Below are 13,594 nucleotides of genomic sequence, written 5' to 3'. Positions count from 1 at the left end.
CTCCGCGTCCGTGGGGACCAGGACGCCCGAGGCGTCGATGACCGAGTGGCGCACCAGGTCCCGCGCCGACCGGCCCGCGCAGCCGGGCGGACGGGCGTCGCCCGCTGCCCGCGGCTGTGCCAGGCCGGAGCGCAGGGACTTGCCTTCATACTCGGCACCGCGGTCAGCCAGGTCACGATATTGTTGTTCAACAGCTCGACGGCGTCTTTCTCGTACTTCTTGTCGCGCTCTTCGGTCTCCTTTCGGTCCTCCGAGGGTGCCCACCAGCCGTATCTTGGGTTCGCTGTGGTTCGCGTCGGGCTTCACTGCGGTGGTCGATGTTGTTTTTCTGCAAGAGGTAGGAATACAGCGGGTTGTCCACGGTGTCACCGGCGCAGGAGAAGGCGCGCGTCTTGTCCGTGAGCACTTTCGAGACACCGTGTTCGCGGGAGCGCTTGCTGCTCTCGTCCCACTAGGAAAGCGCCACGCCGCCGCAGCCGTCGACCGAGCGCAGCGCGTCCTCCGGTTTCAGCAGGCACCCGGTGCCACAGTGCGAAACTCGCTGCGTCCTCATTTCCCGCCTGGATCGCCCCCGGCACCCGCACCAGAACTCCGGTTCAACCTCCTCCCATCGCGTGAACCAACTATCACCGCATCGGGGCATGGACGGTCCTCGGCTGATCGTGGTGTCGTTGTCTCGTCCCAGCGTTCAGTTCTGCCCGCGGCCGAAAAGCCGCGGCGTGCCGCGAGGCCAGGGAAGGACTCACATGCGTATCGTGATCCCGCTTTATCCCGGTTTCACCGCGCTCGACGCCGTCGGCCCCTACGAGGTGCTGCGCCTCATGCCCGACGCCGAGGTGGTTTTCGCCTCGGCGCACCCGGGGCCGGTGCGCGCCGACAGCCAGGTTCTGGAGATCACCGCGGACGCGGCGCTGGACGACATCGACTCCTGCGACATCCTCGTCGTGCCCGGCGGCCCGGAGGCGCGCACCCCACCCGAGCACCTGGTGCGCTGGCTCGCCGCGGTCCACCCCACGACCCTCTGGACGACCTCGGTCTGCACGGGCGCCCTGATCCTCTGCGCGGCGGACATCCTGTACGAGGGCCTCGACGCCACCACCCACTGGGTCGCGGCCCAGCAGTTGCGGAAATACGGCGTCCGCTACCTCCCCGACCGGGTGGTGTTCCAGGAAAGACACCGCATCATCACCTCGGCGGGCGTCTCGGCGGGCATCGACATGGCCCTGGCCCTGGTCGCCCGCGTCACCGACCAGGTCACCGCGGAAGCGATCCAGCTCATCGTCCAGTACGACCCGCAGCCGCCCTTCCACGCGGGATCGCCCACCACCGCCTCCGACGCGGCCAGGGAACGCGCCCGCGAGATCCTGGACACGCTGCCGCCTGTCCCCAGCGACATTCCCCCGCCCCGGCACGAGGAACCCCTGACGGTTCGCACCCGGCAGGGGCGCAGGCTCAGGGAGTTCCTGCGCCGCGAGCAGCGCACCTGACTGTCCACAAGCGACAGCACCGGAATCGGCCTAGCAGCGGCGGAACGCGGCCCAGGTGAAGGGCTGCACGGCGCCGAACGGGGTGCGGTGCCGCTCGCGGCCGTCGGCGACGGGCAGCCAGTGCGCGTCGAGCACCGCCGCCAACCCGGCCGCGCTGTATCGGGCGACGGGTAGGCCGGAGCAGCGTTCCGGGCCGTCCGGCGCGAACGTGGCGAACACCGCGACGGAGCCGGGGGCGGTCGCGGCGCGCAGAACCCGCAGGTACTGGCCGCGCGCCTCGTCGGTGGTGAGGAAGTGGAACACCGCGCGGTCGTGCCACACCCGGTAGGTCCGCTCCGGCCGCCACGCGAGCAGGTCCCGCACGAGCCAGTTGACCCGGTCAGCGGCCGGGCCGAGCCGCCGCCGCGCGGTGTCCAGTCCGGCCGCGGAGATGTCGAGCACCGTCACGTCGCTGTGCCCTCGGGCGAGCAGCGCGTCGACCAGGGTGGACGCCCCGGCGCCGACGTCCACGACGCTGTCCGCGGGCACGACCGCGCAGCGCTCGAACATCCGCAGCGACCCGTCCGCCTCGGTCTGATACCAACTGCGCGTCGCATCGCCATGGCCGTACGCGTCGTCCCAGTGCGCGGCCAATTCAGATGAGCTTTCCACCACGCCGTCGTCCACATTGGGCAGGTTAGCCTGTCATCGTGTAAGGCTTGCCGAGACCTCGATGTCGGTCATGGCGTGGTTCGGCAGGGTCAGGCGCCGACGTACGCGGCGAGGTGTTCGCCGGTGAGGGTGGCGCGGGCGGCGACGAGGTCGGCGGGGACGCCCTCGAAGACGACGCTGCCGCCGTCGTGGCCCGCGCCGGGGCCGAGGTCGATGATCCAGTCGGCGTGCGCCATCACCGCCTGGTGGTGCTCGATGACGATGACCGATTTGCCGGAGTCGACCAGGCGGTCGAGCAGGCCGAGCAACTGCTCGACGTCGGCGAGGTGCAGGCCGGTGGTGGGCTCGTCGAGGATGTAGACGCCGCCCTTCTCGGCCATGCGGGTGGCCAGTTTGAGCCGCTGCCGCTCGCCGCCGGACAGGGTGGTGAGGGGCTGGCCAAGGCGCAGGTAGCCGAGGCCGACGTCGGCGAGGCGGTCGAGGATGGCGTGCGCCGCGGGCGTGCGCGCCTCGCCCGCCCCGAAGAACTTTTCGGCTTCGGCGACCGACATGGCCAGCACCTCGCTGATGTCTTTGGAATTGTCCGCGTCGCCGAGGCGGTATTCCAAGACCGAAGCCTGGAACCGCTTGCCCTCGCACTCCTCGCAGACGGTCGCCACGCCCGCCATCATCGCCAGGTCGGTGTAGATGACGCCCGCGCCGTTGCAGGTGGGGCAGGCGCCAGCGGAGTTGGCGCTGAACAGCGCGGGCTTCACGCCGTTGGCCTTGGCGAAGGCCTTGCGGATCGGTTCGAGCAGGCCGGTGTAGGTCGCCGGGTTGCTCCGGCGGGAGCCGCGGATCTGGGTCTGGTCGACCGACACCACGCCGTCGCGCCCGGCGACCGAGCCGTGGATCAGCGAACTCTTGCCCGACCCGGCCACGCCGGTCACCACCACCAGCACGCCGAGCGGGATGTCCACATCGACCTCGCGCAGGTTGTTGGTGCCGGCGCCGCGGATTTCCAGGGCTCCAGTGGGTTCGCGCACTGTCTCTTTGAGAGCGGCGCGGTCGTCCAGGTGGCGGCCAGTGATGGTGCCGCTGGCCCGCAACCCCTCGACGGTGCCCTCGAAGCACACCGCGCCGCCCGCCGTGCCCGCGCCGGGGCCGAGGTCGACCACGTGGTCGGCGATCGCGATGGCCTCCGGCTTGTGCTCGACCATCAGCACCGTGTTCCCCTTGTCCCGCAACGCCAGCAGCAGGTCGTTCATCCGCGCGATGTCGTGCGGGTGCAGGCCGATGGTGGGCTCGTCGAAGACGTAGGTGACGTCGGTGAGCGACGAGCCGAGGTGGCGGATCATCTTGGTGCGCTGCGCCTCGCCGCCGGACAGGGTGCCCGACGGGCGGTCGAGCGAGAGGTAGCCCAACCCGATCTCCACGAACGAGTCGAGGCTGTGCCCGAGCGCGGCGAGCAGCGGCGCCACCGACGGCTCGTCGAGGCCGCGCACCCAGTCGGCCAGGTCGCTGATCTGCATCGCGCACGCCTCGGCGATGTTGATGCCCGCGATCTTGGACGAGCGGGCCTCGGCGCTGAGCCGGGTGCCCGCGCACTCGGGGCAGACGGTGAAGGTGACGGCCCGCTCCACGAACGCCCGGATGTGCGGCTGCAGCGCGTCGACGTCCTTGGCCAGGAACGACTTCTGGATCTTCGGGATCAGCCCCTCGTAGGTCAGGTTGATCCCGTCGACCTTGATCTTCGTCGGGTCCTTGTGCAGCAGGTCGTGCAGTTCCCGCTTGGTGTACTTGCGGATCGGCTTGTCCGGGTCGAAGAAGCCGCAGCCGCGGAAGATGCGGCCGTACCAGCCGTCCATGCTGTAGCCGGGGACGGTGAGCGCGCCCTCGTTGAGCGACTTGCCGTCGTCGTAGAGCTGGGACAGGTCGAAGTCGGTCACGTTGCCCATGCCCTCGCAGCGCGGGCACATGCCGCCGAGGCGGGTGAAGGTCGCCTTCTCGGTCTTGGTCTTGCCCGCGCCGCGCTCGACGGTGATCGCGCCGCTCGCCTTGACCGAGGGGACGTTGAACGAGTACGCGTTGGGCGGGCCGATGTGCGGCTTCCCGAGCCTGCTGAACAGGATGCGCAGCATCGCGTTGGCGTCGGTGACCGTGCCGACGGTGGAGCGGGCGTTGGCGCCGATCCGCTCCTGGTCCACGATGATCGCGGTCGTCAGGCCGTCGAGCACGTCGACCTCCGGCCGCGCCAGCGTCGGCATGAACCCCTGCACGAACGCGCTGTAGGTCTCGTTGATCATCCGCTGCGACTCGGCGGCGATCGTGCCGAACACCAGCGAGCTCTTGCCGGAGCCGGAGACGCCGGTGAACACCGTCAGCCTGCGCTTGGGGATCTCGACGCTGACGTCTTTGAGGTTGTTCTCGCGGGCGCCCCGCACGCGGATCAGGTCGTGGCTGTCGGCCGCGTGCCTTGTGGCCTTGCTCATCAGGCCACCTCACAAGGCCGGTGGCCTCGCGTGCCTACGCACTGTGTCGATTGTTCGCTCGCAAGCTCGCTCACTAGGGTGTCCCTCTCTCAGACCGGGCTCAGCGCCGTTCCTGGACGCGGATCAGGTTGCCCGCGGGGTCGCGGACGGCGCAGTCGCGCACGCCGTAGGGCTGCTCGGTGGGCTCTTGGACGATCTCGGCGGCGCTCGCCTGCAGCCGCGCGAAGGTGTCGTCCAGGTCGGGGGTGGCCAGCAGGATGCCCGCGTAGGTGCCCTTGGCCATCATCTCGGTGATGGTGCGGCGCTCGTCGTCGGTGACGCCGGGGTCCGCGGCGGGCGGGTGCAGCACGATGGACGTGCCGGGCTGGCCGACCGGGCCGACGGTGAGCCAGCGCATCCCGGCGTAGCCGACGTCGTTGCGGACCTCGAAGCCGAGCGTGTCGCGGTAGAAGGCGAGGGCTGCGTCCGGGTCGTCGTGCGGGAGGAAACTCGCGTGAATGGTGATGTCCATGGCGGCCAGGCTATGTGCGGCTCGCAGCGGGCGCTTCTCGATTCCTGACCGGTCTGGTGACCTGTTTGGCCACACAGGACGGCATCCCCTCGGTCGCGCCCACCGCCGCCCGCCGGTACACGCTGGGCGGCATCCCGACCAGTTCGGTGAACCGCGTGCTGAAGGTGCCCAGCGACGAGCAGCCGACCTCGAAGCAGACCTCGGTGACGCTGCGGTCGCCGCGCCGCAGCAGCGCCATGGCCCGCTCGATGCGCCGGGTCATCAGATACCCGTACGGTGACTCTCCGTAGGCGATCCGGAACTGCCGGCTGAGGTGCCCGGCGGACATGTTCACGCCCCGGGCGAGCGCCTCGACGTCCAGCGGCCGCGCGTACTCCCGGTCGATCCGGTCGCGGACGCGGCGCAGCCGCGCGAGGTCACTCAGGCGCTGGGCGGCCGCGGGTCTGCTGCTCACCCTTCGGATGGTGCCACAGCCGACCGACATCGCCCCTACGCTGGGTCACCACCGGCTTTCCTCGGTGGCCCTCGGGGTCAGCGGCGCAGGACGCGCTGGGCGAGCCAAGCCGAGGAAACCGCCGAGGACGGTTACGGCTGGAGTGTCCAGTTCGGGCCGCTGGGGCTGTCGAGCCACACCCGGTGTTCTTCATCGCTGACGGTGAGCCCTAGTCGGCTCCATCGGGGCTGTCCGTGTGTCATCCAGAGGTCGCGTGCTCGCTCGACGGCGGACCACAAGCCCGCAGGCCCGTCCTCCCACACGCTGCGCGGTGCGTCTGCTGGGCCGGTCGACACCTCGGCCCATGAGCCGTCCGGACAGCTGAGGAAAACAGCTTCGGGGGTTGCGGTGTCCTGGTTGATCGTGTAGCCGAATCGGACGCCCGCGGGCATGGACACGCACGCCAAGAACCACCACACGGGGAACTCCCACGGGCGTTCTTCGGTCACGTTTGTCGCCCGGCGGCGCGCGTGGGCACGCTCCCGAGTGGGATGGTCGGTATTCCCGCGCAGTGCCATGAAGTCGGCGGGCCGTCGACAAACCGGCCCTCGGCGCCGTCGCGGGTCCGGGGGAGAGTGACCAGGTTGCCCGCACTTGTGCCGATCTTGAGGTCGGCCAGAATGAGGCCGCCCTCGCGGGTCTGATCCAGCCTGGCACGCGGCGCTCTGTCGACGGCGCGCCAGATCGTCTGGCCCGGCCGGCTCTTTCGTGCCCGGGTGCGGCGGCGGCGGTGGCGGCGCGGGCAGATCGGGGACGATGTTGTACCACTGGGTCGGCAGTTCCGACTCGTCCAGCAGGAACTTCGTGCGACCGGCCATGCCCGCCTCCCGTGACTCGCGACTGAGGACACGCTGGGGCCAGGCGGCCCGGATGACCACGCGAACGATCGGGTGTTTCAGTGGCGAAAGCAACGCGATTCACCCAGCGGGGTTGCCGACGAACGGGAAAGCCAGGCCGACAGTCAGCGGGACAGGTGCCCGATCGGCAAAGTCGCGGCGAGTCCGGCCACGTGGGCGCCGTCGAGGCGGACGAGGCGGAGCGGGGCGACCAGGCAGGCGAGGGTGTGCGCGGCGCTGTCGACCGCGCTGTCGGTGGTGGCCGCCAGCCGCACGACGATGCCCTGCCCGCGCGGGTGGGCGTTCCAGGCCACCGTGACCGCGACGCCCGGGGCACGGGTGAGCAGGGTGGCGACGAGGTGCGGGTGGGGCGTGCCCTCGACCCGGAAGCACGCCTGCGTGACCGCGCCCGCCCGCCAGAACCGCCAGGTCTCACGGGTCTCCAGGTAGCCGCCGGTGACGTGGGCCAGCGCGGTGAGCGTGGCCGGATCGGTCTCGGCCGTCGTTTCCGCGCCGTCAAGGCGTGCCCGCGCCTGGTTCAGGGTGTGGTGGTGGACCCGCTCTGGGTCGTCCGAACCAGACAGTCCCGAGTGGACGGTCAGCCAGGCGCGCGGGGGCTGCCCCGGAAAACAGTGGAACAGCGCCTGTGCCGCCACGTTCGGGCCGCAGGAAAGCAGCTCGACCGGGTTGGGCAGCCGGTCCGCGCTCACCCGCTTCGACCGCAGGACCGCGGTCACGCCCGCCGGGTGCCGGACGACCAGGCCCGCGGTGGTGGGAACCAGGACCGCGCCCGGCCGCACCCGGGTCAGCAGCGCCTGCGCCTTGCGGATGTCCCCGGGCAGGGCGTGCCGCCGCCCGCGGAACGGGAACGCCGCGATCCGCCGCGTCCGTTCGCCCAGTCCCGGCCCGCGCACCAGGCCCGTGCGCGGCACGCGCGGGAGTTCGGCCAGGGCCAAGACCGCCGACGCGGGAAGCGGCACCGTGCCGTTCTCCGACAGGGGCGCAGTGAGCGATGGCCGCCACGCCCGCGCCGATGTGGCCACCGTCGGCTCGTCCGGCTGGACCGATGTCGTGCGCGCTGCGCTGTCCACTGTGCACCTCCGAGAACGCGTTGTGGCCCCCAGCATCGCGCCGGAGACATGAGGATTCGATGACAGCGGACGCCGCCCGCCGACCGGTGAACGCGGCTGTACCGCCGCTATACCGGCGTCCTTACCGTGATCCTCACGAACAGCGCGAGGGGAGGTGGGGCCGGTGTCCGGCGACGCGCTTTACGAACTCACCACGGGGCCGGTCGCCACCATCTGCTCCGGGCTCCACGCGGGCAAACCGGTCGTGTACAAGGTTTTCCCCCGCGGCTTCGACAAGCGCACCGCCGCGGCGTTCGCCCGCGAGCGGGCCGCCCTGCCCGCGCTGCCGTCCATCCTGCCGGTCGAGTCGGTCGACCGGCTCGCCGACGGCAGGCAGGCGCTGCGGATGCCATTGTGCGCGGAGTCCCTTGCCGCGCTGGTCAGCCGGATCGGAGCCCTGCCGGTCGAGGACGCCGTCGTGCTCGGCCACGAGATCGCGACCGCGTTGGCGGCCGCCCACGCCGCGGGCGTCGTGCACGGCGGCGTGACCCCGTTCAACGTGCTCTTCGGCCCCTTGGGCGAGCCGGTGCTGGCCGATTTCGGCGTCGCCCTGCGGCACGCGTTCCCCCGGGACCCGCTGCACGCGGTCGAATACCGCCCCCCGGAGACACTGCGCACCGGCGAGTTCACCGAACGGGCCGACCTCTACGGCCTCGGCGCCGTCCTGCACCTCGCCCTCACCGGCGAGTCCCCGCATCCGGTCCGGCTGGGCGAGACGCCCGGCGACCGGGTCCTGCGCGTGCTCGGCGAGCCGGTTCCGGCCATCGACGGCAAACACGTCCCCGCCGCGCTGTCCGCCGTCATCACGAGCCTGCTGGCCCCCGACGCCGCCCGCCGCCCCATCGACGCCGCGACCGCGGCGGCCCGCCTGGCCGCCCTGCGCGCGCCCGGCGCGCGGGCGATCACCGGCACCGCGCTCGGCCTGCCGCCGCGCACCGAGCCCGCGGTCCCGTTCGACGTCGGCTTCGCTGTCGACGCCGGGGATGGGGGCGGCTTCGGGGTCGGCTTCGGGGTCGGCGCCGGAGCCGGGGCCGATGTCGGGGGCGACGAACCGGTCCCGGTCCCGGGACCGCCCAAGCCGATCGCGCCGGTTTCCCCGGCTGCCGCCGCGCCGCGCCGACCGCTGGTGGCCGCGGGGGTGGCGGTGCTCGCCGCCGTCGCGCTTGTCGTCGCCCTCCGCGACGAGTCCGGCCCTCGGCACAGCGCAGACGGCGCGCGGCCGACGCCGACGTCACCACCCTCCGCCACCACAGCGCCCGCCAGCTCAGCGCCCGCGGTCGATCTGGTCCTCGCCGCGCCCAAGGACGTGGCCGACAAGGTGGAGTTGACCTGGCACAGCGGCAAGCGCCTGCACTACGCCGTGGTGATCGACGCCGAAGGCGACCAGGCCCGCGTCGAGTACGTCGGCACCAGCACCAGTGTCACCCTCCCGGTCGACCCGGGCCGCAAGTACTGCTTCGCCGTCCGGGGCAGCGACGTCCACCAGGTCTACGAGAGCGAGCCCGCGCCCATCCGCAGCGCCGTCTGCCGCGCCTGAGCACTCATCAGGGATCGATGCGGTAGCCCACCCGGTGCACGGTGTGGATCATCGGGGGGTGGTGCAGCTTGCGGCGCAGCTGCCTGATCACCACGTCCAGGATATTGCTTGTGGGGTCGGCCATCTCGTCCCAGGCGCCCGCGATCAGGGCATCGCGGCGGACCGGGGTGCCCGGGGTGGCCATGAGCAGTTCCAGGACCGCGAACTCGCGGGGCGTCAGGGTGAGCAGGATGCCGCCGCGGCGGACCTGGCGGCTGGCCGGGTCCAGTTCGAGGTCGCCGCAGCGCAGCACCGGGGGGCGGCCGATGGCCGAGCGCCTGCACAGGCTGCGGACGCGGGCGACCAGCTCGGCCATGTCGAACGGCTTGACCAGGTAGTCGTCGCCGTCGGCGAGGCCAGCGATGCGGTCGTCCACCGAGTCGAGGGCGGTGAGGAACAGGACCGGCGTGGCCAGTCCCGCGGCGCGTTTGGCGCGGACGAAGCGCAGCGAGTCGCCGGAGGGCAGCTTGCGGTCGAAGACCGCGCAGTCGTATCGGTTGACCCACAGGGCCTCGTCGGCGGCCGCGAGGTCGGCGACCTGGTCGACCGCGAACCCCGCGCCACGCAGCGATCCGCCGACGGCCAGCCGCATGTTCTCGTCGTCCTCCAGGACCAGCACACGCACAGCCGCCGACGGTAGCAGCCAGTCACCGCCGCTCTGGGGCGAATCCAGCAGCGGGACGCCGGGAGCGGCGGTGGAACCGCGGTGGGCGAGTCGACCAACGGGTGGACGGGACAGCGGGTGTGTCACCGGGATGGTGATCCAGTGCGGGCTGGTCGTCAGCCCGCCTCGGTCAGCAGCCAGCCGCGGTCGGCGGCCCTGGCCCCGGCCTGGAACCGGCTGCGGGCGCCGAGCCGGTGCATGATGTCGGCGACCATGCGGCGGATCGTGCGCACCGACACGCCCAGGCTGGCCGCGGCCGACTCGTCGGTGGCGCCGAAGGTGAGCAGGGTCAGCAACTCGCGCTGCCGCACGGTGAGCTCGGCCGCGGGCAAGTCGATCGCGGGCAAGTCGAGCGCGGGCGGGTCGATCGTGCTCAGCGGGACCGCGGTGCGCCACACCCGCTCGAACAGCTCGACCGCGGTGGTGACCACGCCGGGGAGCCGGAACGCGGCGACCTCGCCCGGCGCGCTGGGCAGGACGACCACCCGGCCGTCGACGACGATCGCGTCCGTCGGCACGTGCCGGACCGTCCGCGTGTCCGCCCCCGCCAGGGGATGCGCGCCGCGCAGGCGGGCCAGGCCCGACGCGGCGCGGGCGGCGTCGGGCACCAGCAGCCGGTAGCGCACGCCGCGCCGCGGGGTCCGGCGGTCGACGCCGCGGATCACCTCGATCGGGCCGCCCGCGGCGGTGGCGCGGGTGCTCATCACCAGCACCTCGTGGGCAGCGTCGGCGAGCAGCGCGGCCACGCCCCACTTCCCGGGGTCGGGCGCGGAACCCCCGCCGGGACACGACCGGCCGCCGATCAGTCCATTATGGACACTCGGGGTGCGGGTCGCGGATCGCGCGACGGGGCGGCGGTCACGGGCGGCCACAGCGCGCTCCCGCCCGCACCACGTCGTGTCGGCGGTCGGACCCGGTCCGGACCTCGACCCGGTTTCCCAGGGCGAGCCGGTGGGCCGCGGTCAGCTCGGCGCCCGGCCGCACGCCGAGTTCGGCGGCCAGCACCGCGCGGGCCCGGTGGCAGAGCGCCAGCGCCTCGCCGTGCCTGCCCGCCCTGGCCAGCGCGGCCACCCAGCGCGCCCAGGCGCTCTCGGACACCGGGTCCTCGTCCACCAGGCCGCGCAGGACCATGATCGCCTCGTTCACGCGCCCCTGCTCGAAGTGGATGTCGGCCAGCGCCGAGCGCAGGTCCCGGTGCAGCGCGTCGAGCCAGGCGCGGGTGCCGACCGCGGTGTCGAGGCACAGGCCGCCGAACGGCTTGCCCCGCCACAGGCCCAGGGCCTCGGCGAACAGGTCGGCCGCGGTCTCCAGGTCGCCGTCGGCGCGGGCGCGGCGGCCGAGCGCGGCGAGGCGCTCGGCCTCGTCGATGTCGAGTTCGCCTGCTTCGACCCGCAGCCGGTAGGCGCCCGGCCGCTGCTCGACGCGGCCCGCGGGCAGCGCCCGGCGCAGCTGCCACACATAGGTCTTGAGGTTGGCGTTCGCCGAGGCGGGCGCGGCCTGTTCCGGCCAAGTGACCGCGATCAGCGTGTCGGTGTCGACCCAGGCGTTAGCGTGTACCAGCAGCGTGGTCAGCACGGTGATCGGTTTCGGGGCCCTGAGCACGGCCGCGCTGCCGCGCACCTCGACCGGGCCGAGCACGGAGAACAACGTCGGAGATGGCTGCGAAGACAGATGCGAAGATGGCTCCGAGAAGTGCATTGCCCTTACTCCTGTCGATCGAGCGGATCGGCGCGCTCGCGCGCCGCGGGGACCAGAGTCGACCTGTGGACATGAGGATTCGATGACACGCGGCGGACGGGTGCTGGTGGTCGAGGACGACGAGGACCTGCGCGTCGCGGTGACCGCCGAGCTCACGGCGGCGGGCCTGCTGGTCACCGCGGCCGCCGACATCGCGGGCGCGGACGCCGCGCTCGGCAACGGCGAGTACCAGTGCGTGGTGTTCGACCGGATGCTGCCCGACGGCGACTCGATCTCGTACGTGCACCGGCTGCGCGAGCGCGGGTGGGCGACGCCGGTGCTGTTCCTCACCGCGCGCGACACCGTGGCCGACCGGCTCGCCGGGTTCGCCCACGGCGGCGACGACTACCTGGTCAAGCCGTTCTCCGTGGGCGAGATGGCCGCGCGGGTGTTCGCGCTGTGCAGGCGGGCGGGCACGGGCAGGCCGTCGGTGCTGCGGCACGCCGATCTCGTCGTCGACTGCGCGCGGCGGGAGGTGCGCCGCGGCGGGGTGCTGCTCACCTTGTCCGACAAGGAGTTCGCCGTGTTGGAGGTGCTGCTCGTCCGGGTCGGCCAGGCGGTCGGCCGCGACGAGCTGATGGAGCACTGCTGGGACGGCGCGGCAGACCCGGTCGCCAACGTGGTGGACGCGGTGGTCAAGCGGCTGCGGGCGAAGCTGCGCGCGCCCGCGCTGATCCACACCGTGCGCGGGGTCGGCTACCGGCTCGCCGAGGAGCCGAACCGGTGACCGGGGCGGCCGCGGACCGGCTCCGCAGGCTGCGGCTGGTGCTGACGGCGCTGTTCACCACGATGAACGCCCTCGGGCTGGTCGTCGTGTCCTGGCTGGTGATCGGCAACGACCAGGAGCAGCGGGACCAGCGGCTCGACGCCCGGCTGCAGGGGGTCACCGCCACGGTGAGCAGGCTGCTGCGGGCCGACGCCGATGGCACGGTCAGCACCGCGGGCATCGACCGCGACGAGCTGAACGACATGTGCCCGCAGTTCGCCGTGCTCCCCGCGGGCGGCGGGTCGTTCCCGGCGAAGTTCAGCAAAGTGGAGTGCGTTCCGGTCGACCGGGGCCTGCTGGCCGATGAGGCGCGGAAAGCGGTGGGCGATCAACGGCTTCGCTACGGCCGGATCTGGGCCACCGACGGCAGACCGGTGCGAATCCGCGTCGAGCCGATCCGCGGTCAGTCCGGGCGGTACGTCGGCGCGGTGATCGCGCTCGCCGACGCGACCGACGAGCAGCGCGCGCACGACACCGCGGTGTGGCGGATCGTCGGCGGGTGCCTGCTGCTGGTCGGCCTGCTCGGCGCCGCGGGCCACATCCTGGCCGGGCGGGCGATCCGGCCCGCGGCCTCGGCGCTGGAGCAGCAAGAGCAGTTGCTCGCCGAGACCGCGCACGACCTGCGGACACCGGTCGCGGCGCTGCGGGCGCTCGCCGAGACCGCGCTGCGCAACCCCGGTGAGCGCGCCGATTTGCTGCCGCGCACGGTCGAGCTCGCCGCGCGGATGGGCGGCGTCATCGACGGCCTGCTCGTGCGCGCCCGGCTCGCCGCGGGCGTGGACCGGCTGGCCGTGCAACCGGTGTGGCTCGACCAGCTCGTCGCCGACGTGGTGGAGTCGACCCCGGCCCAGGACGCGCAGGTGACGCTCACCGCGGCGGCGTCCGCGGTGCTGGCCGACCCGACCCTGGTGCAGCGCGCGATCGGCAACCTGCTCGACAACGCCTTGCGGTACGGGCGAAAGCCCGGCGAGCGCGCGATCGTGCACATCACGGTCGCCAACGGCAGAGTCACGGTCGCCGACCACGGTCCGGGGATCGACGCCGATGCCGCGGAGGAGATGTTCAACCGGTTCCGCACCGGCAGCGGGTCCTCGGGGCTGGGGCTGTCGATCGTGCGGTGGGTCGCCCAGGCGCACGGGGGCAGGCTGAACCTCTACAACGCCGACGAGGGCGGGGCCATCTTCGAGCTGGAATTGCCGGTGGCGCCCGACCGGCGTTGAACAGTAAAGCGACAGGAGTGGACCGGTCCTGTATTCGGTGACCTACCCTGGG

At 72.4% G+C, this 13,594-nt stretch carries 12 protein-coding genes and 1 pseudogene; 4 read left to right on the top strand and 9 right to left on the bottom strand.

Translation table 11 applies throughout. The annotated features are described in order from the left end of the window. Nucleotides 1–746 precede the first annotated feature (746 nt). A complete protein-coding gene (locus BLS56_RS26940) occupies nucleotides 747–1,487 on the top strand; it encodes a DJ-1/PfpI family protein (protein ID WP_091456470.1) in 741 nt (246 codons plus the stop codon). Between the two features lie 30 nt (nucleotides 1,488–1,517). On the opposite strand, the gene BLS56_RS26935 is transcribed toward BLS56_RS26940, so the two are convergent. The 6 genes and pseudogenes from BLS56_RS26935 to BLS56_RS26910 all read right to left on the bottom strand — a co-directional run bounded on the left by BLS56_RS26935 (nucleotide 1,518) and on the right by BLS56_RS26910 (nucleotide 7,540). Continuing rightward, the gene (locus BLS56_RS26935) at nucleotides 1,518–2,153 is read right to left on the bottom strand and encodes a class I SAM-dependent methyltransferase (RefSeq protein WP_228771968.1); all 636 of its coding nucleotides are present in this window, start codon (nucleotides 2,151–2,153) and stop codon (nucleotides 1,518–1,520) included. 74 nt (nucleotides 2,154–2,227) lie between these two features. Continuing rightward, nucleotides 2,228–4,609 carry an ATP-binding cassette domain-containing protein gene (locus BLS56_RS26930; protein ID WP_091456468.1) on the bottom strand — a complete coding sequence of 794 codons (2,382 nt, stop codon included), beginning with the start codon at nucleotides 4,607–4,609 and terminating at the stop codon, nucleotides 2,228–2,230. 100 nt (nucleotides 4,610–4,709) lie between these two features. Next, the gene (locus tag BLS56_RS26925; RefSeq protein WP_091456466.1) at nucleotides 4,710–5,120 is read right to left on the bottom strand and encodes a VOC family protein; all 411 of its coding nucleotides are present in this window, start codon (nucleotides 5,118–5,120) and stop codon (nucleotides 4,710–4,712) included. A 10-nt stretch (nucleotides 5,121–5,130) separates the two neighbouring features. Next, entirely contained in the window at nucleotides 5,131–5,604 is a 474-nt protein-coding gene (locus tag BLS56_RS26920; protein WP_407640555.1) for a helix-turn-helix transcriptional regulator, read from the bottom strand. Between the two features lie 686 nt (nucleotides 5,605–6,290). Then, nucleotides 6,291–6,431 (bottom strand): annotated as a pseudogene (locus tag BLS56_RS32600) (TrpB-like pyridoxal phosphate-dependent enzyme); the annotation flags it as partial. Nucleotides 6,432–6,574: 143 nt separating this feature from the next. Beyond that, nucleotides 6,575–7,540 (bottom strand): hypothetical protein, encoded by a 966-nt coding sequence (locus tag BLS56_RS26910; RefSeq protein ID WP_091456462.1) that lies wholly within the window; start codon nucleotides 7,538–7,540, stop codon nucleotides 6,575–6,577. A 163-nt stretch (nucleotides 7,541–7,703) separates the two neighbouring features. Here BLS56_RS26910 and BLS56_RS26905 point away from each other — a divergent pair, with 163 nt between their 5' ends. Further along, nucleotides 7,704–9,116, top strand: a complete 1,413-nt coding sequence (locus tag BLS56_RS26905) for a protein kinase domain-containing protein (protein ID WP_175483067.1) — start codon at nucleotides 7,704–7,706, stop codon at nucleotides 9,114–9,116. A 7-nt stretch (nucleotides 9,117–9,123) separates the two neighbouring features. Here BLS56_RS26905 and BLS56_RS26900 read toward each other — a convergent pair whose 3' ends face one another. The 3 genes from BLS56_RS26900 to BLS56_RS26890 form a co-directional block, all read right to left on the bottom strand. Further along, nucleotides 9,124–9,780 (bottom strand): response regulator transcription factor, encoded by a 657-nt coding sequence (locus tag BLS56_RS26900; RefSeq protein WP_091456458.1) that lies wholly within the window; start codon nucleotides 9,778–9,780, stop codon nucleotides 9,124–9,126. Nucleotides 9,781–9,935: 155 nt separating this feature from the next. Further along, complete coding sequence (locus tag BLS56_RS26895) at nucleotides 9,936–10,691, bottom strand: helix-turn-helix transcriptional regulator (RefSeq protein WP_228771967.1); 756 nt, start codon at nucleotides 10,689–10,691, stop codon at nucleotides 9,936–9,938. Continuing rightward, nucleotides 10,678–11,457, bottom strand: coding sequence for an AfsR/SARP family transcriptional regulator (locus tag BLS56_RS26890; RefSeq protein WP_175483066.1), 780 nt, complete (start codon nucleotides 11,455–11,457; stop codon nucleotides 10,678–10,680). Before BLS56_RS26890 ends, BLS56_RS26895 begins: the two co-directional genes overlap by 14 nt. 142 nt (nucleotides 11,458–11,599) lie before the next feature. Here BLS56_RS26890 and BLS56_RS26885 point away from each other — a divergent pair, with 142 nt between their 5' ends. Further along, a complete protein-coding gene (locus BLS56_RS26885) occupies nucleotides 11,600–12,283 on the top strand; it encodes a response regulator transcription factor (RefSeq protein ID WP_175483065.1) in 684 nt (227 codons plus the stop codon). Next, on the top strand, nucleotides 12,280–13,542 hold the full coding sequence (locus BLS56_RS26880; RefSeq protein WP_228771966.1) for a sensor histidine kinase: 1,263 nt from the start codon (nucleotides 12,280–12,282) through the stop codon (nucleotides 13,540–13,542). The genes BLS56_RS26885 and BLS56_RS26880 overlap by 4 nt, the downstream gene beginning before the upstream one ends. The last annotated feature ends 52 nt before the right edge of the window (nucleotides 13,543–13,594 follow it).

Source organism: Actinokineospora iranica (genome assembly GCF_900101685.1).
Classification (GTDB): domain Bacteria; phylum Actinomycetota; class Actinomycetes; order Mycobacteriales; family Pseudonocardiaceae; genus Actinokineospora; species Actinokineospora iranica.
This window is presented reverse-complemented; position numbering and strand designations above follow the sequence as displayed.

Bases quoted from the DNA above. Each gene is read 5' to 3' on its own strand.
- BLS56_RS26940 (WP_091456470.1), top strand. From the start codon at position 747: ATGCGTATCGTGATCCCGCTTTATCCCGGTTTCACCGCGCTCGACGCC.
- BLS56_RS26930 (WP_091456468.1), bottom strand. From the start codon at position 4,609: ATGAGCAAGGCCACAAGGCACGCGGCCGACAGCCACGACCTGATCCGC.
- BLS56_RS26925 (WP_091456466.1), bottom strand. From the start codon at position 5,120: ATGGACATCACCATTCACGCGAGTTTCCTCCCGCACGACGACCCGGAC.
- BLS56_RS26920 (WP_407640555.1), bottom strand. From the start codon at position 5,604: ATGTCGGTCGGCTGTGGCACCATCCGAAGGGTGAGCAGCAGACCCGCG.
- BLS56_RS26885 (WP_175483065.1), top strand. From the start codon at position 11,600: ATGACACGCGGCGGACGGGTGCTGGTGGTCGAGGACGACGAGGACCTG.